The 17,866-nt window shown below is 38.5% G+C and carries 14 protein-coding genes, 1 tRNA gene, 1 pseudogene and 1 riboswitch; of the genes and pseudogenes, 7 read left to right on the forward strand and 9 right to left on the reverse strand.

The window, feature by feature from the left end; genetic code table 11:
* Positions 1–46 precede the first annotated feature (46 nt).
* Complete coding sequence (locus tag D9O48_RS13965; protein WP_126973592.1) at positions 47–952, forward strand: ribonuclease Z; 906 nt, start codon at positions 47–49, stop codon at positions 950–952.
* A gap of 111 nt (positions 953–1,063) precedes the next feature.
* Here the strand turns inward: D9O48_RS13965 and dapA are convergent, their stop codons facing one another.
* Both dapA and D9O48_RS13975 read right to left on the reverse strand, forming a co-directional pair.
* Entirely contained in the window at positions 1,064–1,954 is an 891-nt protein-coding gene (gene dapA, locus D9O48_RS13970; RefSeq protein WP_126973593.1) for a 4-hydroxy-tetrahydrodipicolinate synthase, read from the reverse strand.
* A 312-nt stretch (positions 1,955–2,266) separates the two neighbouring features.
* Positions 2,267–3,244, reverse strand: coding sequence for an acetyl-CoA carboxylase carboxyltransferase subunit alpha (locus D9O48_RS13975; RefSeq protein ID WP_126973594.1), 978 nt, complete (start codon positions 3,242–3,244; stop codon positions 2,267–2,269).
* 251 nt (positions 3,245–3,495) lie between these two features.
* Here D9O48_RS13975 and D9O48_RS13980 point away from each other — a divergent pair.
* The 4 genes and pseudogenes from D9O48_RS13980 to D9O48_RS13995 all read left to right on the forward strand — a co-directional run bounded on the left by D9O48_RS13980 (position 3,496) and on the right by D9O48_RS13995 (position 6,111).
* A tRNA-Asp gene (locus D9O48_RS13980) sits at positions 3,496–3,569 on the forward strand.
* 314 nt (positions 3,570–3,883) lie between these two features.
* Positions 3,884–4,072, forward strand: a pseudogene (locus D9O48_RS18970) (transposase); the annotation flags it as partial.
* A gap of 570 nt (positions 4,073–4,642) precedes the next feature.
* Positions 4,643–5,713, forward strand: coding sequence for a serine hydrolase domain-containing protein (locus D9O48_RS13990; RefSeq protein WP_126973595.1), 1,071 nt, complete (start codon positions 4,643–4,645; stop codon positions 5,711–5,713).
* Positions 5,714–5,808: 95 nt separating this feature from the next.
* Positions 5,809–6,111 carry a hypothetical protein gene (locus D9O48_RS13995; RefSeq protein WP_126973596.1) on the forward strand — a complete coding sequence of 101 codons (303 nt, stop codon included), beginning with the start codon at positions 5,809–5,811 and terminating at the stop codon, positions 6,109–6,111.
* A 122-nt stretch (positions 6,112–6,233) separates the two neighbouring features.
* On the opposite strand, the gene D9O48_RS14000 is transcribed toward D9O48_RS13995, so the two are convergent.
* The 6 genes from D9O48_RS14000 to D9O48_RS14025 form a co-directional block, all read right to left on the reverse strand.
* Entirely contained in the window at positions 6,234–7,580 is a 1,347-nt protein-coding gene (locus D9O48_RS14000) for a DUF5074 domain-containing protein (protein ID WP_126973597.1), read from the reverse strand.
* 81 nt (positions 7,581–7,661) lie between these two features.
* Positions 7,662–9,179, reverse strand: a complete 1,518-nt coding sequence (locus D9O48_RS14005; RefSeq protein ID WP_126973598.1) for a hypothetical protein — start codon at positions 9,177–9,179, stop codon at positions 7,662–7,664.
* A gap of 76 nt (positions 9,180–9,255) precedes the next feature.
* A complete protein-coding gene (locus D9O48_RS14010; RefSeq protein ID WP_126973599.1) occupies positions 9,256–10,191 on the reverse strand; it encodes a DUF4465 domain-containing protein in 936 nt (311 codons plus the stop codon).
* A gap of 46 nt (positions 10,192–10,237) precedes the next feature.
* A complete protein-coding gene (locus tag D9O48_RS14015; protein WP_126973600.1) occupies positions 10,238–11,710 on the reverse strand; it encodes a PKD-like domain-containing protein in 1,473 nt (490 codons plus the stop codon).
* A 37-nt stretch (positions 11,711–11,747) separates the two neighbouring features.
* Positions 11,748–12,902, reverse strand: a complete 1,155-nt coding sequence (locus tag D9O48_RS14020; protein ID WP_126973601.1) for a YncE family protein — start codon at positions 12,900–12,902, stop codon at positions 11,748–11,750.
* Positions 12,899–14,965 carry a TonB-dependent receptor plug domain-containing protein gene (locus D9O48_RS14025; protein ID WP_126973602.1) on the reverse strand — a complete coding sequence of 689 codons (2,067 nt, stop codon included), beginning with the start codon at positions 14,963–14,965 and terminating at the stop codon, positions 12,899–12,901. Before D9O48_RS14025 ends, D9O48_RS14020 begins: the two co-directional genes overlap by 4 nt.
* Positions 14,966–15,070: 105 nt before the next feature.
* Positions 15,071–15,275, reverse strand: a riboswitch (cobalamin riboswitch).
* A 405-nt stretch (positions 15,276–15,680) separates the two neighbouring features.
* Here D9O48_RS14025 and D9O48_RS14030 point away from each other — a divergent pair.
* The gene (locus tag D9O48_RS14030) at positions 15,681–16,337 is read left to right on the forward strand and encodes a hypothetical protein (RefSeq protein ID WP_126973603.1); all 657 of its coding nucleotides are present in this window, start codon (positions 15,681–15,683) and stop codon (positions 16,335–16,337) included.
* A gap of 55 nt (positions 16,338–16,392) precedes the next feature.
* On the forward strand, positions 16,393–17,082 hold the full coding sequence (locus tag D9O48_RS14035) for a hypothetical protein (protein ID WP_126973604.1): 690 nt from the start codon (positions 16,393–16,395) through the stop codon (positions 17,080–17,082).
* A gap of 75 nt (positions 17,083–17,157) precedes the next feature.
* On the opposite strand, the gene D9O48_RS14040 is transcribed toward D9O48_RS14035, so the two are convergent.
* Complete coding sequence (locus D9O48_RS14040; protein ID WP_126973605.1) at positions 17,158–17,787, reverse strand: MgtC/SapB family protein; 630 nt, start codon at positions 17,785–17,787, stop codon at positions 17,158–17,160.
* Positions 17,788–17,866 lie beyond the last annotated feature (79 nt).

Here is a 17,866-nt window from a genome sequence, read left to right on the forward strand (position 1 = left end):
TAAGTTCGAAAAATGTCTTAATATTATAGCCTGATTTTATTTGAATATGCTGTCTATCACGATTTTAGGAAATAATAGTGCTATACCCACACACGATCGTCATCCGACGGCGCAGGTATTGAATATTGGTGAACAGCAAATTTTAATTGACTGCGGTGAAAACACACAGGTTCAACTAACCAGGTATAAAATCCGTTGGAGTAAGATCAACTATATTTTTATTTCTCATCTTCACGGTGACCACTATTTCGGTTTACCGGGTCTCATTAATTCAATGGGCTTGTTTCAACGCGAAACACCTTTACATATTTACGCTCCGGCCACTTTAAAGCCGATTCTGGATCTTATTCTCGAAGCGGGAAATACCATCTTACCATTTCCGTTACACTTTCATGCGATTGAACATGCCGGTGAGTTGTTAAGAACAGAAAAATTTATCGTAAAATGTTTTCCTACCAAACATAGAATTCCCTGTTGGGGATTTTGTTTCGAAGAAGTGAAAGCACCGCGGAAATTAAATCCGGAAGCAGCCATTGCAAAAGGAATTCCGGCTGCCTATTACAGTAAGTTGGTAATGGGAGAAGATTATACGACCAAATCAGGTGAGGTGATCAAAAATGAAACAGTAACTTTTCCCGGTACGGCTCCAAAATCATATGCCTATACTGCTGATACATTATATGACGAAGAGTTAATTCAACATATTCAGGGAGTGGATATTCTGTATCATGAAACCACTTATCTGAAAGATTTATCGGAAAGAGCCCGTTCAAGATTTCATTCTACCACACACGAAGCGGCACAAATTGCTTTGAAAGCAAATGTCGGTAAATTAATTATCGGGCATTTCAGTTCTAAATATACAGAGCTGGAACCATTTGAAGCAGAAGCGCGGGAAGTATTTGAACAAACGGAAATTGCTCGTGAAGGAGCTGTGTTTTCTGTAAAATAACAATACCCTTTTCTCTTTTTCCTTAGTAATCATTCAGTGTCAAACGGTAGAAAAACCGTATAACCGTACTATTGAATGAACAGTTATACGGATCTATTTCACCATCTTCTTTTATGCCGGTTGATGCACTTCCAGGTAAGCTTTAATTCTTTGATGCACACCTTCGCTTAAAGGAACCATCGGCAATCTTAATTCATTTTGCAAAATTCCCTGCTCGAATAAGAATGCTTTGATACCTGCCGGATTATTTTCTTCAAACATCAAATCGTAAGCTTCTAAAAGTGGATTGTTTAACTGTAATGCCTGTGTTGCATTTCCTTCAAGGGCAGCCCGAACCATATCGCTGAATTGTTTAGGAAAAGCATTGCCTGCAACGGTAATGACTCCATCCATACCACATAGAATTTGAGGTAAGCAGAGTCCGTCATCGCCGCTTACAACCAGAAAATCATCGGCACGGTCTTTCAGGATAGCGAGCGCCTGCATCATATTATCACTGGCTTCTTTGATACCGGCGATATTGGCGTGGTTAGCCAGACGTAAGGTGGTAGCAGCTGTCATGTTTCTTCCTGTTCTTCCGGGTACGTTGTATAATAAAACCGGTTTAGGAGAAGCATCAGCAATCGCTGCATAGTGTTGATAAATTCCTTCCTGTGATGGTTTGTTATAGTAAGGGCTTGCGCTTAAAATTGCTGTAGCCTGGTCAAGTGGTAATGAATTTAATTCTTCAATAACCGCTTGGGTATTAAATCCGCCTACTCCTACAACAACGGGTACGCGATGATTCACGGCTTTATAGGTAAATAGAATGATATCGCTCTTTTCCTGTTTAGAAAGAGTAGGGGTTTCGCCGGTAGTTCCGAGCGTTACTACGTATTCTACTCCATTAGAAATAACTTCCTGAATTAATTGATCCAATGCCGGGTAATCAATATTTCCGGTTGAATCAAATGGTGTTACCAGTGCTACACCTGTTCCTCTAAGCGTTTGTCTGAGCGACATTTGTTTTTTTAATTTAGTATGGTGAAATAAAAAAAAGACCTTCCACACTGGGAAGGTCTCAATAAGTTTATGTGATTTGGAAACACATACAAAGTTCTTAACCTTCCTGCAATATGGAACGCTTCTTAGATACCTTGTTGTATTTCTTTATCATTGTCATGCGACGAAATTAATTATCATTTTTTTTGCAACCAAAAAAAAAGAAAAATATTTTTTGAGTGGGGGTGGATGCAGAATCTTGCAAAAAGAGGACGAATGAGTAGAAACGTACAAAAATAACCCCGACAGAGTAAATGTCGGGGTTAGAATATGTTAAGCGTTTACTTCGTCCCAGAATCCCATTTTGTTGTACTTTTCGATTCTTTGCCCGACTCTTTGGTCGGCAGGGATTTGTTGTAAATCTCTGAGTGTTTTTATCAGGTATGATTTCAGGTTATCAGCAGCTTCCTGGTAATCCCAGTGTGCGCCGCCCAGCGGTTCTGGAACCACTTCATCGATCAGCCCGAAATCTTTCATATAGTCGGAAGTCAGTTTTAATTGCTCGGCAGCAATTTCTTTCTGAGCCCAGCTTCTCCAAAGGATAGAAGAGCAGTTTTCGGGAGAAATAACGGTGTACCATGCATTTTGTAACATGAATACTCTGTCTCCAACGCCGATTCCTAATGCGCCACCTGAAGCACCTTCACCGATGATTACACAAATTACAGGAACCTTTAAGCGCATCATTTCATAAATGTTACGGGCGATGGCTTCGCCTTGTCCGCGTTCTTCTGCTTCCAGACCAGGATAAGCGCCCGGCGTATCAATAAGTGTAACGATCGGTTTGTTGAACTTTTCGGCAAGTTTCATCAAACGAAGTGCTTTTCTATAGCCTTCCGGATTGGCCATCCCGAAGTTTCTCATTTGACGGGCCTTGGTGTTGATCCCTTTTTGCTGGCCGATAAACATCACAGACATTCCGTCTAAATTAGCGAAACCTCCCACCATTGCTTTATCATCCTTTACATTACGGTCTCCGTACAGTTCCACAAAATCTGTGGTCATTTTCTCAATGTACTTGAGTGTATAAGGACGATCAGGATGTCTGCTTAATTGTACTTTTTGCCAAGGGGTCAGGTTTAACGTAATATCACGACGGGTTTCAATCACTCTTTGCTCCAGTTCCCGGATGGTGTCAGAAAGATCCACCTTGCTTTTCTCGGCCTTGGTCTTAAATTCCTCAATATGTTCGAAAAGGTCTTTAATAGGTTTTTCAAACTCAAGGAATTGACGGTTTTTATCTTGCGGCATAGTCAATAAAATGAATAAGTTTGTAAAAATAAGGATCACGGGGTTTTTTACCCAAAAAACTTGAAAAATCAGTGCTTCTTATTTTCGGGCGGTAAAAGTAGTAATAACTTTCAACTTTTACATCTATTAGAAAATCAATACTTAGCGAAAAAAATATTGAAGATTATTTGGTAGGAATCATTTTTTCTCTATCTTTGCAATCCCAAAACACGGTAATAGTGTTGACGGTTCAGGGTCGAAAGACTCATATTGGATCGGTAGTTCAGTTGGTTAGAATGCCGCCCTGTCACGGCGGAGGTCGCGGGTTCGAGTCCCGTCCGGTCCGCAAAAGCCCCAAGCTAAACGCTTGGGGCTTTTTGTTTTATTATTTTTCTGCAGCCCGGATATCCCTGATTCATTAAAACATAGCCCATTGTCCGGATAATCTTTTTACTGCAAGTTCATCTAATCCTATGCTGATTTACGTATAATAATAAATCAGTAATTACTCCTCTCCCCGGACCTCGAAGAGGTCCAACATTTATAGACGTATAAAATAAAAACATGGCAGGAACATTTTCACAAATTTATATTCAGGTGGTTTTTGCAGTTAAAAACAGAAAGGCATTAATACATGCCACATGAGAAAATGAATTATATAAATATATTACGGGTATTGTCAGCAACAAAGGGCAGAAGATGTTAGCAATTAATGGTATGCCTGATCATATTCATTTTTTAATTGGAATGAAACCAAATTGCTGTTTGTGTGACCTTGTTAGAGAAATCAAAAAATCATCTGATTCTTATATTAAAGAGCAAGGTTTTGCAAAAGGTAAATTTCAATGACAACAGGGGTATGGAGCGTTTTCTTACAGCCATTCTGCTTTAAATAATGTAATCCGTTATATAAAAAATCAAAAAGAACACCATCAAAAAGAATCATTCAAACAGGAGTATAAGAGTGTTCTGAAAGAGTATCAGATTGACTATAAAGAAGAGTATCTATTTGATGATCTTTTATAAATGTTTAATCCCTTCGGGATTAGAGGTTATGGAGCATATGATCAGTAAGTGTTGGCCACCTTCGGGATTAAATTCAAATGGATATAGCCGGTAAAATAAGTTTATTGAGAAACATTTTAAAGTATGGTGGGTTCAGATATAAGATGATAGATCTTGTCGATGCGGATATCATCTCTTCTGATTATAAGCATATAAGGCTGTAAGAGAAATTTTAAAAAATCGTCTGATAATACGCTTCCGGTTATGCGTATACCTGCTCACCCGGATAAGATGAATTAGATATAAGTATGTCAACGTTGAATGAAATTTTCTAGAAACGAATAAATTTTTCTAAAGAGGCCTGAAAGAAGCTATCACTCTTGCATCGATAATATTATTGTGTATATTGGTAACATGCAATTAATCAGAACCATACTTTTGTGCATAACAACATTCTTTATTACCGGCTGTCAGGCACAGGTCGTTGAATCATTCCTGATAAAAGAGCTGAGATCAAAAATTGCGGATAAAACCTATCCCAGAATTGATGGTATTTTAGTGCAGCAAGCTGATAAAATTATTCTGGAAGAATATTTCAACGGATTTAAAAAGAATACAACACACGATACCCGCTCTTCTTTCAAATCAATCACCAGCCTTCTGGCCGGAATTGCAGTGGATCAACAATTGATTTCACTGAATGATACACTGGGGCGTTTTTTTCCTGAGTTAAAACACGAAGGCAAACGACGTATCACAGTACGGAATTTGTTAGAAATGCGATCCGGACTGGCTTGTGAAGAATTTTATGATATTGGTCCTGTATGTGAAGATGCAATGGTTGAAACTGACGATTGGGTGGCTTTCTGTTTAGGAGTTGACCTGATCAGAAAACCAGGCGTAAATTGGTCGTACAATTCGAATGAACCCATGCTCGTGGGAGAAATAATAGCACGTGCTAGCGGAATGAGCGTGATGGACTTTGCAAAAAAAAATCTTTTTCAGCCATTGGGAATCACTGATTATAAATGGACGATCTCTCCGAAAGGCCAGGGCATGACAGCCGGTTCTTTTTATATGCGGCCAGAGGATATGCTAAAGATCATTAATCTGGTGAAGAATAAAGGTAATTGGAAAGGAAAACAGGTGGTGAGCAGGAAATGGGTTGAACAATCCACCGATTGTAAGATCGTAATTGATTTCTCCTTTGCACGATATACGAGAATACCGGATGCGGAATATGAAAGCGCACGTTATGGATTCTTCTGGTATAAAGAACGGTTCAGATATAAAAACATTGATACTGAAGTGCTCTTTGCTTCAGGAAATGGCGGCCAATATATGATGTACCTGCCGGCGTATGATCTGACGGTTGTTTTTACAGGCAGCAATTATGGAAACTGGAGAGGCAAACTTCCTTTTGAAATATTGTTGAAATATGTTATTCCTATAGTTCTAAGTAAATATACCAGTATTGAAAATTAAACGAGAAGAAGTTTAATGAAGTAACAATAAATCTGCCTGACTTTCTTATACAGAACTAAATTAATAATTTATGTAAATACTTAAATTTTAAAAATATGAGTTTATCCAGGATAATAGAATTGATAAGAAATAAAACTTTTAGATCAACGGATGAAGGTATTTACTACAGGTTTGTAGGAGATACCACGCTTATGGTTAATAACAATTTGGAAACACGCACCCAGTATAAAATTATAGAAGATGGAGAAATGTATATTCTGGAACATGACAACCTATTAGGTAATGAACCGCTGATAATTGAGATAGTGTCAGAAAACCCCGTAACAATTGCATTGAATAAGAAATTATCAAAAGAATTTGTGGGTACCTGGGTTGATGTGAGTGGTGACAATTATTAAGAATATATTGAACTCGTAAATATTATTTAGAACTTTTTTATAAATAGGAGGGAAGTTTTTTTATTTATAAAAAAATAAAGGCTGCTTTTCGGCAACCTTTATTATAAGTACTTATATTGAAATTACTCAAAACTATATGTAAAGAAAATCCCCGCAGGAAAGCTGGTGTGATTCTGATAATTAGCACTTAATTTGGCTTCTTCATCAAAATTAAATACACTCAGGTTGTTAATCAGATAATTGGTTCCGTAACCTTTTATTGTATTCATATAAACCTCCCCCGTTAGCGGATGAACTGTTATATTATTATAAACAATATTAGCATCCTGAACTTTTGTTTTTGCATCTAGCATAAATTCTGTGGCTCCGGTTGTGAATATATGTCTGTAAATATTAGTACCTGCACCGCTAAAATACAGGGTGTCGCCTTTTGCAGTAATACCTGGCGTAGCTCCCCAACCCGAACTTACACTGCCTGCACTAATAGAGTTAGTCTGAACGACGCTATAATCACTTTGGTTGATTTTAGAAATTTTATGTGGAGCTCCGGTTGTAGAAACCCATATATTGCCATCACTTGCTTTTACTACACCACTCACAGTTGCTTCCATCTCCAAAGCATAAGTGAGTGTGTCTTTATTGGCTTCTATCACATAAACTTTTTTACCGGCAGCAGCAAATATCTTGTTATTTGAAACGGCCATTGTCAGCTTCTCTGCGCTACCGGATCCCTTAATAAAAGTCAGGTTTTTTGTAATCGTATTAAATCGATACAAGCCTTTGTTATCACGGATAATCACATTTTCGTCATTGAGTACAGCTATATGGGTAGGCCAGCTAAGTGTTGTCAGTTCAGCATTATAGGATGCTTCTTTTTGTAATGTTTCTGCATTTGCCACTACCAGCATACCGTCATTGCTGAATGTTTCTCCCACCGCATTAGTATTGCCGTTCTGCGCGATGATATACATTTTGTTGTTACGGATAAATAAGTCCTGCGTAACGTTTCCCAGCTCTGTTCCGTTTACTTTAAAATAAACACTGTCGGTAATAACTCCTTTAGGGCTTATGAAAACTAAACTTCCGTTCTCTGATGTCATATTGCCTTCATTCAGTATAAAAGTACCATACTTGTATTTTCCATATACGGTTATGGTGGCTTCTGAAGATGCTTTTTGATCATTCAAAAGTGCTGTTACGGCAATCGTATATTCACCCACATTCTTTGAAACAAATTTAAAAATGCTGTCTGTAGCGCCCGCATCTTTACCATTTACAGCCCAGGTAAAACTGCTGCCCGGTGTTGCTTTTACTTTGAATACTAAAGTATCTTCCTGCATGATACTATTCTGCGCAAGTTCATTAAAGATTTCTACTTCAGGCCCGGCGGGTTCAATGGTATCTTTTTTTGAGCAGGATACTGCTGCAAGGACAATAAACGCCCCAATTACTAAAACACTTTTTTTCATAACTGTAGTACTGATTGAATTACTATTTCAAATGAATGCTTCACTTTGTTATTGGTTGCCAATGAAGCTATTTAATATTGATTAAGGATTGATTGTTTCTATTTTTGTTCCTAATAAGTGGAGATTTTCGCCACGGCTGACTTCTGTAGAAGATTCTCCTAACCAACCGTTTTCCTGATCGATTCCATTATACACTTTTACAAAGTCAATTCCCGGAAGATTTACTTTGTTACCGTTTTTATCAATTGCCCAGTCGATGTCAATGCCTGAATTATCGTGTGCATTCGGATAATTATCTACATAACCATATCTGAATGCATAGAGCACGAAATAAGTTCCTTGTCCGCTTTCTTCCACGCCATTAGCGGCCAAACGAATTCCTTTGTAAGTAATTTTATCATCTTTTATCCATGCCGGATAATAGCTTTGTGAATGGAAGGTGTTTTTGATCTTGTATCCTTCCTGACCCTGGTTATCGGTCCAGCGGATATAATTACTGATACTGATATGGTTTTGCGGATCGCCGACAGGTATTTCTGTTACAGGGCGATGATAAATCATTTCATAATCACGAAAGGTACGCACGTCGTTGTTCTTATCTACAGCAACACTATACCAGAGTTCGTTTTCAGCAGAAAAGTTACCGCTTCCTTTTATTTCATACCATTCATCTTCATCGGGCTGACCGTTTTTGTTTTTGTCGTAAGCAACCATTACCACACCCGGCTCACAACTGCCTCCAAAAGGTGCGTTCGGACGTGGGTTGGCATTGGCTCCGAAGGCATTTCCCTGAATACGAAAATCACGTCTGCCCGGTACATTTACAATTGTGTGATCGAATCCTACTACCACATAACCTCCCCAACCACCTAAGGTGATCATATTGGCATCTTCACCTACGAGTTCTTTACTCACTTTGGCAATCATTGTTTCGTAGGTATCGCCTGCCGTATATTTAGGTAGTTCGTTCACAAACTGACCCGGCGCCGGCAGGTAATCAAAAACTTTTGCTATATAAGGAGATTGCAGATGGTCTGGTCTTCTGACAGTGATCAATAAGGTATCCACCAGGTTACCGGAAGATACTTTTACCTGATAAGTACCACGATCAACAGCCGCAAATGCAGCCTGGCTATTGCTTGCGGAAAGCCTGTAAAGTTCAGATGGAGCGGATAATACTTCCCAATGTAAATCTGTATTGTTGGTAAATTTATCTGAGGCTTCGATCGTTAAAATAGTATTTGTGGTAGTTGACCAGTTAACGTATCGGCCTGTTGTGATTTGTACCACTTTTTGAAAAATATTACCGGCATTATAGGCCATAATGATCATGCTGTAATTTCCGGGGTCGGCCGGTGCCTGAAATGTGTATTGTAAAGCATTGGCTACTCTTTGGCCGTTAATGATCCAAACAAGAGAGTCTACCTTATTTTCAATGGTAGGATTAAACACTAATGCTTCCCGTACCAATACATAATATTCAGTTTCCAGTCCTGAAATAACTGGTGCAGCATCGGGTTGCTCCGCATCTTTTTTACAGCTGGCAATTAAAAATATAATACCGGTTAAGTAAGTGAGAAGGTGATATCTGTTGTTCATGTTATCAAATTAATTAGTGCTATTATTGGTGAATAGCTGTGAAATAAGAAAAGCCGGGTACGAAATTGATAATACCCTACAGGGTTACCGTAACGTTATCAATACATACGTAAGCCGGTGTATTGAGACCGTAGTCGCCGGTATCGTTACCTTCAAAATTGAACTCAATGCGTGTCACTGTACCTAAGTCTGACAAGTCGAAAAGAGTCCATGTGGTTAAAGGCGCCACTACAGGTAAATAATTAAAATATCTGGCAAGGTCTATTTCAACAGGATCACCACCGTTTGTAGGGGTGCTGCCGTTGAAGCCATAAGCCAGCAGTTTTAAATATCCTTTACCGTTGTCGATATTTTTGAGTGGAGTTGCTACACCCAATGGGCCGAATGTATTACCATACTCAATTACTCCGTAGGTATAGGAAGAAAGACATACATACATGCTTTCTACCACTCCGCTTCCTGAAGTAAAGTTGAGGGTCGGACGTGTAGCATAAAATGAATTGTAATCATCTACGTAGCCAAACATCACAGCAAAATTATTGCTGCTATCGTAACCACCGTTTTTTGCTCCGTCAGTACCTGAATAAACGCTGGCCTGGTTAAGATAAGAATACCACCAGTCTCCGGTTTCTCCGGGAATGTTTGATTTGTAATTCCAGTCTGAAATAATAAAACCTCCATCCCAATAATTATAAGCGGGACCACTGCCGGCACCTTTGATGGCGAATCTCAGGTTGCTTGGAGAATGAACGTAGGGTAGAATTTGTGTACCGCCGTAAGCAGCATAAGCATTGTCTGCATACGAAGTTGTATCAGCCATATAACTACGTCCTATACCTTCAAAAGTGATGGTGTAGGTGGCTAACATTTTGTTAGCTGATTGTCCGTCTTTCAACATATCCATCTGTGAATACGGATCTGACAACAAATCATTTTGTCGGGAACATGAAGCTGCCGCAAGAAGACAAATGACAGCGACCATTAGCGTTTTACTAAAAAGTGTTCTTTTCATTAGTCTGATTTTTTGGTTAGTTAAATTCGTTTACCCGGCTTTTCGTTTAATTGGGGAGGTGCTTATCAATTATTGAAGAAACGTGTAACATTCGTTTCTCATCCATGTTGTAGTCTGTTAGTATTCCTCCGGTACTCAGATCCTGGTGAAAAGGATAGATTACCTTTTGAATTTTTATAAAATCGATCCCCGGTAATTGAATACTTTCTCCTTTTTCATTCACTGCCAAACCAATATCAATATTCAACTTTTGAGAAAAAGCGGGCGCTCCGGAGAGATTTCTGGTGATTCTTTTTCCTTTGCGTGAAAAAGAGTTTGACCATCCTTGTAATAAGGCGATTTCTTTAGTACTAAAATCAATCATGTTAATACCGGGGAATAATCCTCTGGTAGAAATTACACCGGCGGTGGTCTGAGCACTTGTGAAAGTTTTATTGATGTTTACTTCACCTTGTGCCGGTTCTTCCTGGTTATCTTTCCAGGTGAAGTGAGTGTATATCCTTCTGTCGTCTGTTTCCGTTTTAATGTGAGTGAACGTCATTTCATATTCCGGCATATCTTCTAATCCGAAATCACCGTTTTTAATTTCATACCATTCGTCTTCGTCGGCAATACCGTTTTTGTTACGGTCATATGCCACAAAAACGGCCGGTAAGTCACGGTTAGAGTAAGTAGCAGAAAGCTCAATGTCTGTTTTACCGGGTACGTTGGCAACGGTGTGGTCAAATTTAAAAGTAGCTGATCCGCCCCATGAGCCGATTACCAGGGCCGCTGTAAAGTCTTCTTTTCTTACTTCGGCAGCTTTCACTAAAAAATCATTGTAAGGAAGGGCGTATTCTCCTCCATACTTCCATGATTCTGCATATCCTATAATAGACCAGTTATGATTCGTTGCAGGTGACGGCGCATATTCTAATAATGTATAGGCATTTTTAACGTACTGCTCTTCTTTTACAGTGATCATACGCGAAGCGGTGGCAGTTTGTTTGCCGGCAGTTGCGCGGAGTGTGAGTTCATAAGTTCCCGGAAGAGGTGAAATAAAACTATGGTTAAGTTTTTTTCCGATCACTGAATCTTCAACTAACCATTCATATTGATAATCATCACGGTCAGGACCGGTAATGACAGGAGTAATTTCAAGTACATTCGACATTGATACCTGCAGGTGATCAGCTATTGAAATCAGAATCGGATCTTCTACGAAAATTTTGAAAGACTGCTGGTCAGTACCCCCTTTGTTGGTGACTTTAAAAGTGACTTCAAAATCACCCGGCTGTTTGGCTTCAAAAGTATAATGAATCTGATCGGATGCACTTTCTTTTCCGTTTATCAGCCAGGTATAACTATTCCCTTTCAGATTGGTGATGCTGGGTGCAAGAACCATCTTATCTCCAATGTTTAAAATGATTTTATCATCTCCGACTCCTGAAATATTCGGAGCCAGGTATTGTTCTTTTCTGCAAGCGGAAGAAAAGAAGAGTAGAACAGTCAGCAGTTGCAGCAAAATGCTTTTTTTCATATGTTTTGTATTCTGAGTTGTTGAAGGATGTTTTGTTTTAGTATGGTATTAGGGCAAAGTGAGCCGGAATATCACCTGTTCGTACACTCCATTTCTTTTTTCCGTTTTTATTAAAACAGTATAACATTCCCGGAGATACATAATTACCTGCATCGGTAACATAAATGTCTTTGGTAACAGGATGTACCAGAATTCCATACGGAATTTCAATTTCTTTATCGGTACCGTCTGTAATAAATGAGCGGCTAACGATTTCACGGGTTAATGTATTCACAATACCATAGGTGATAATATTCGAGTAAGTAACATAACTCCATTCAGTGCTGTAGGTATAAAGTGAATCGCCGTCCAGAAAAAAATTACTCACAGCAAGCGGTAGTGTGTCTGTAACTTTCTGTTGGTCTTTGTCAATAAAATAAAGTCTTGAAGGAAGTTGTTTATAATCTCCTCTTGAGGTGACCCATAAATTTCCGCGTTGATCAGCTTTTATGTGATGCAGGTTGTAAGCAACATCAATACGCTTTTCTTCTTTAAAAGAAGCTAGGTCAATTACAGAAACAGTTCTTTCATAATTTTCCGTATTTCCCGCCCCCATATAACCACCTGAATTGGCTACATATATTTTTCCGTTTGATATTTCCAGTTCATCCGGTTGAAAACCGACGATACACTGATCAACAATTGTTAATGTTACCGTGTCTACTTTAGCTACATATCCTTTCTGTGTATAGTTTGGGTTAATTTTAATAGGGCCGGCATAAGAAGTGATATAAGCAAATCCGTTATGAAATTTTATATAGCGGCAGTTGGGAATTTCAATCTGACCGATTCTTCGTGCTGTTTTCGCCTCCATTACTTCTACCTTATTGGAAGCGTTTATGACAGCATAGAGCCTGCTGCCATAAATGGCGAGGTCATTTCCTACGTCGCCCAATTCTTTTGGAACAGTTGGATTAGTAATTGCATAAATATTTCTTTGAAAAGTACCGGTAGCATAATTGAAATAATCCAATGTGCTTTTATTGCTTCCCATATTTCCCTCATTTAACAGATAGAAGCCAAAGAAGCCGTCATCGGAAGGGGACTCCAGAGAAATATCTTCGTTAACAAAAACTTCTACATCTTTCCGGCAGGAAGTTATCAGCAAAGCCAATAATGACGGCACTATGAAGAATAAAAAATATTTTCTCATAGTTCAACAGATAAAATGATTTTGTAATTTCTTTTCGGCATCGGATAGTTCATCACTACTTCATAATCCTGGCTAAAAACATTGTTCAACTCTCCCGAAATTTTAAAACGGAATTTTTTGAGTTGAATCTCTTTTGAAACGGAAACATCACTGGTATACCAGGGTTGTTCATAATTTTCCGGTATATTGGCTGAATTATGGTAACGTTCACCTACATAAATAAAACTGTAGTTGAAACGCAATGACCGGTATTGTATGCTTGAAATGATTGAACCGCTATGCCAGGGGATATATGGGATCTGTCCTCCATAAGTAACTTTTTGTAGTTCCGGATTTCTGCGTTTTGTAAAATCCTGTGCCTGCTGATAGGTATAAGCAAGTCGAAGGTTCAGCAACAGATCAGATGAAAAAGCAAATACGTGATCGGTGACAATATCCATACCTTTGATTTCCACATTTCCGATATTCATCATCATCCAACGATACATACCACTTCCTTTCGGAACGGCAACTATTTTATTGGTAACCTGGTTAAAGTAAAAATCAGATTGTATTTTCCATTCACTCCAAACAGAACCTGTACGGTTCTTTTGATAAGAAAAACCAACATTATACTGGTGTGTGTATTCCGGTTCGAGGTTAATGTTTCCTACGTCAGAGTAATATAAATCATTAAAAGTGGGCATCCGGAAAATGTTCTTATAAAAAGCTCTGATGTTGAAATCTGCTTTTGAAAACGGTTTATAAGAGAAGAAAAATGCCGGCGTAACTTCACTTTTTGGTGGAGCAATATATTCGAATGCATCGTTGGTAGAAACACTTCCTGTACTTACACGTTCATTCACGAATGTACCTAATACACTCGCCTGCATTTTTATCTTTCCTAAGTCTGCTGCTCCGGCTAAGGCAACCAATGAGGTTAATCTTTTAGGAACCATGAAACCCGCCATGTTTGAACTCAGCGTATTATATTGAAAGTCTGTTGAGAGATTGAAATCTATTTTTTTCGATAAACTATATTTGTTTGCTACAGAGCCATACCATTCCTGTTGATAAAACTTGTTGTTGATATACATCAAGGTGGTATCCGGATTCAGATAACGCATATAATCGTTAGCATACTTTGCATTGATCTGAATGTCATAAGCAGGCAGTAAATTTTTTTGAAAAGATCCTTGTACGAAGAAATTTTTATCCCACTGTCGCTGTGCATGTTTCCATACATTATTTACAATAGCGCCCGGTATTCCTCTTTCTGAATCATAGAAATAAGCTTTGGCGCTCCAGAATCCACCTTTGATGTTTCCATATAAGCCGCTTTCTATTCGTACTGCATTGATATCGCCGTTATCTCTGATGGCTGTTGTATCCCAGGCCACCTCCTTTGAGTCGGGAAAAACTCTTTTATAACGGAAAGGGTAGCGCCCTGAAGATCTGACAACTTCGCTGCTGATAGAATAGCTCGTATTTTCAGTAATTCTTTGTTCGAATAGTAATGATGGATTAATCAAATCAAAAGATCCGGTTTTGAAAACACCTTTGATGTTGGAGGTTTTTAAAGAATCAAAAACAGGTTTTCTGCTTCGCAGATAAATAGTGCCAGACGAACCATAATCTCGGGCCGGCTGAAATATTTCACTTTTTTGTCCGTTGTAAATAGAAATGGATTCAAGATTATCCATAGAAAATTTACCAAGGTCTATTTGTCCGTTTTGTGCATTTCCTAACTGAATACCGTCGTAGAACACACCCATGTGATTAGTTCCCATACTGCGCATATCAACGGTTTTAAGGCCTCCGATACCTCCGTAATCTTTTACCTGAACACCGGCGAAATAGCGGATGGCATCAGCTACCGAAAAACTGTTTAAACTTTTTAAGGTATTGCCTGAAAGCTTTTGTGAAGGAATCACTTCTTTATATCCGGTTGTAACAACCGTTACACCGGGTAATGTTTTAATACCTGAAGTGTCTGTACGCACAGGATCCTGGGCATACAACCCTATACTAATAAATACTAAAAACGTCGTCCATAACGTCTTTAACGCTAGTGAGATATCCATCAGTTTTGATTTCTTCTGACAGCTTACCGGATGATATACGAAAACAAATAGATGCTGAAATAAATTCAGTCCACGTTGTATTCAAAGCCCCTTCCGCGAAAGCTTTAAAATTTATCTGCATTGGCAGGTCTCCTGACTTATTCTCACTTTGGTTGGCCTTCCCATCTCAACTTATTGAGACAGTGGCAAGAAGATGCAAAGTGTTGGGATAGAACTTACAGTAGCGCGTCTGTTCAGGATTTTCACCTGATTCCCTATTAATCCTAACATGCTGAAAGCACGGTTAAGAACCAATTGCGGCGTGAATGTACTACAAATTATTGAGATGAAGGGAGAAGTGAAGTATAATATAGATAGTAGCTATCAGGAAGACAAAGTAAAACTCTCAAGTTCAGTGACTTCAGAAACTGTAGGTAGTTTCCAGGAACCCTCAGAAAAAAATAAACATACAATAGCATCATTTTTACCCTAAGGATATTGGTTACTTTTCTGAATCAGGTCAAAGCTTTGTTAAGACTACTAAATAGTTGAACGGTTTTAAATTTAATAACAAACTTTTTCTTCTGATGGCATTATTTTTTTTGAACATATATTTCCCTCTTACGCGGCTTTTATCTTATGATCTGACTTTCTTAACCCGCCGTATTACTTCATTGTACAAGTTTTTATAAACGAAAACTTTCTTGTATCTCATTGTTCAATTAAAACCAAAAAGATGAAAAAGTTACTATTAATTCCGCTGGCAGTTGTACTGTTTGTTGCAACAGTAACTGCACAAACCGGTGATGCAGGTATGCGTAAAGATAAAAAAGCTATCAAAAAAGAGTTAAAAAGCGACTGGAAAGAAGATAACAGTAAGTATAATAAGGAAATGAAAAAAGAAGATAAGGCAGTTAAAAAAGAGATGAAAATTCCTCAGAAAAATGCACACAAAGAAATGAGAAAACTGGAAGGTGCTGAAGTTCACCCAATGGCTAAACAGGCATTTATGTCAGACTTCGGAAATGTTACACCCATGAGTTCGGAAAGGTTAGATCATTATGATGAATTTGTGTTTGTAAAAGATGGTATTACAAGATCAGCCTTTTACGATGCAGATGCTCAATTGGTAGGAACGACAGAAATTAAGAAATTCACAGATTTGCCGATGCATGCTCAGCAAAAGATCAAAGAATGGTATAAAGATTATACACCTGCTGAAGTTATCTGGTTTGATGATAACGATACCAACGATACCAATATGATTTTGTACGGGTATGAGTTTCCCGGACAGGATTCTTACTTCGTAGAGCTGGTAAATGGTACTAAAAAGATCGCTGTACATGTAAGTGCAGACGGACACATCGTTGATTATTTTACCCGCCTTCGTTAGCAATTATTTTTTTCAGATAAATTTTGATCAATAAACTACCATCAATCTACGTTTTATGAAATCAGTATTGTTTAGTCTCTTTGTTCTGGGAGTATGCATAAACACAGGCTGTAATGATGGCCCTAATGATGCTTCAAAAAGAGAATCAGGAGAAGTGGGGCAAATGGCTCCTTTAAAGGACTCTTTAGAACAACTTACCAGCGTAACCGTTGAAGAGGTGTCAAAACCTTCTGATAAACATTTTTATGAGTCGCTTACTGCCTTCAGGAAAAATGATAATAAAGAATCTGCAAAACATTTACGTGAAGCAATCAGGTCTTATAAAAAAGAAATGGAATCGGCGAAAGGAAAAACCCGCGAATGGGCAATGTCGATAGAGAAAAAGCTGGAAGACCTGGAAATGAAAATTGAAAGGGGAGAAGTGAAAGACGAACAGGTATTACAAAGATGGTATAGCAGCGCAAATAGAATCAATCACCATCGTCAGTTTATTCTTGTTCAGGATTTATATGTACCGGAAAAACAACAGGATTTTAAATCGTCTTTACAAAAAGCACTTGATGACCTGAAAAGCGATGTGAATGAATCTACCGGAAAAGTTAAAACAGAAGGAGAAGAGATTGTAAAAAAAGGAGAGGAGATGATGAGCAAGCTGGATAAAGAAGCCAGGGTAACCAAAAAAGAAGTGGACGATTATGTGTTAAAAGTGAACAGCTGGATAGAAAGGAATCTGAACGATTTGTAATTCAATAGGCTAAAAGATAAAAAACTCCCTGGTTCTGCCAGAGGAGTTTTTTATCTTATAAAGAGTTTGATTTTATTAGAATGCTACTTTGTTAAAGCGGGTATCAGTAAGTATTGCCTGCATAAACTGTTCGTGGTTACCAGCATGACCATCTGCCTGTGAGGTAATCGTAATGGTATCATCTTCTTTGATGACCTTAATGGTTTTAGGTTTTAAACGATATTGTTTGAAAAGGGCATCGAGTTCGTGCAGAGAAACTTTTGTGGGTTCTATTTTCATTTCATAAGTTTTGGTACGGTGTAACCGCTCAATACTTTTTTCAAGAAATGGTAAAACAGAGAGTACCAGTACGATTAATAAACTAGCACAGCCGGCAGCAAAGTAATAACCGGCTCCGATACCCATGCCTACTGCTGCCACTGCCCAGATGGTAGCAGCCGTGGTGATACCGTTAATCCGGTTTTCTCCCCGAAAAATAACTCCTGCTCCGATAAAACCGATTCCGGTTAAGATATTGGAGGCAATCCTGTCAGGGCTCGTTCCAACACCGATCAGCATAGAAATAATGGTAAAAAAGCAGGCACCAATCGAAATCATGATCATGGTACGAAAACCGGCCGATTTACTGCGGTATTCGCGTTCAATGCCTACAATGCCACCCCAAAGGGCTGCTAAACAAAAGCGAAGGAGTATTTCTTCATTCATAAACAATGCAAAAGTTTTTCATTTTAAAGTAAATTAAACAAAACTGTTGTTATGTGAAAGAGAAGTTTAGCGAATAAGA

It is taken from the genome of Gynurincola endophyticus (genome assembly GCF_003991195.1).
Lineage (GTDB): Bacteria > Bacteroidota > Bacteroidia > Chitinophagales > Chitinophagaceae > Gynurincola > Gynurincola endophyticus.

Coding starts and splice junctions, on each gene's coding strand:
- D9O48_RS13975 (WP_126973594.1), bottom strand. CDS start 3,244: ATGCCGCAAGATAAAAACCGTCAATTCCTTGAGTTTGAAAAACCTATT.
- D9O48_RS13965 (WP_126973592.1), top strand. CDS start 47: ATGCTGTCTATCACGATTTTAGGAAATAATAGTGCTATACCCACACAC.
- D9O48_RS13990 (WP_126973595.1), top strand. CDS start 4,643: ATGCAATTAATCAGAACCATACTTTTGTGCATAACAACATTCTTTATT.
- D9O48_RS14010 (WP_126973599.1), bottom strand. CDS start 10,191: ATGAAAAGAACACTTTTTAGTAAAACGCTAATGGTCGCTGTCATTTGT.
- D9O48_RS14025 (WP_126973602.1), bottom strand. CDS start 14,965: ATGGATATCTCACTAGCGTTAAAGACGTTATGGACGACGTTTTTAGTA.
- D9O48_RS14015 (WP_126973600.1), bottom strand. CDS start 11,710: ATGAAAAAAAGCATTTTGCTGCAACTGCTGACTGTTCTACTCTTCTTT.
- D9O48_RS14020 (WP_126973601.1), bottom strand. CDS start 12,902: ATGAGAAAATATTTTTTATTCTTCATAGTGCCGTCATTATTGGCTTTG.
- D9O48_RS14000 (WP_126973597.1), bottom strand. CDS start 7,580: ATGAAAAAAAGTGTTTTAGTAATTGGGGCGTTTATTGTCCTTGCAGCA.
- D9O48_RS14035 (WP_126973604.1), top strand. CDS start 16,393: ATGAAATCAGTATTGTTTAGTCTCTTTGTTCTGGGAGTATGCATAAAC.
- D9O48_RS13995 (WP_126973596.1), top strand. CDS start 5,809: ATGAGTTTATCCAGGATAATAGAATTGATAAGAAATAAAACTTTTAGA.
- D9O48_RS14030 (WP_126973603.1), top strand. CDS start 15,681: ATGAAAAAGTTACTATTAATTCCGCTGGCAGTTGTACTGTTTGTTGCA.
- D9O48_RS14040 (WP_126973605.1), bottom strand. CDS start 17,787: ATGAATGAAGAAATACTCCTTCGCTTTTGTTTAGCAGCCCTTTGGGGT.
- dapA (WP_126973593.1), bottom strand. CDS start 1,954: ATGTCGCTCAGACAAACGCTTAGAGGAACAGGTGTAGCACTGGTAACA.
- D9O48_RS14005 (WP_126973598.1), bottom strand. CDS start 9,179: ATGAACAACAGATATCACCTTCTCACTTACTTAACCGGTATTATATTT.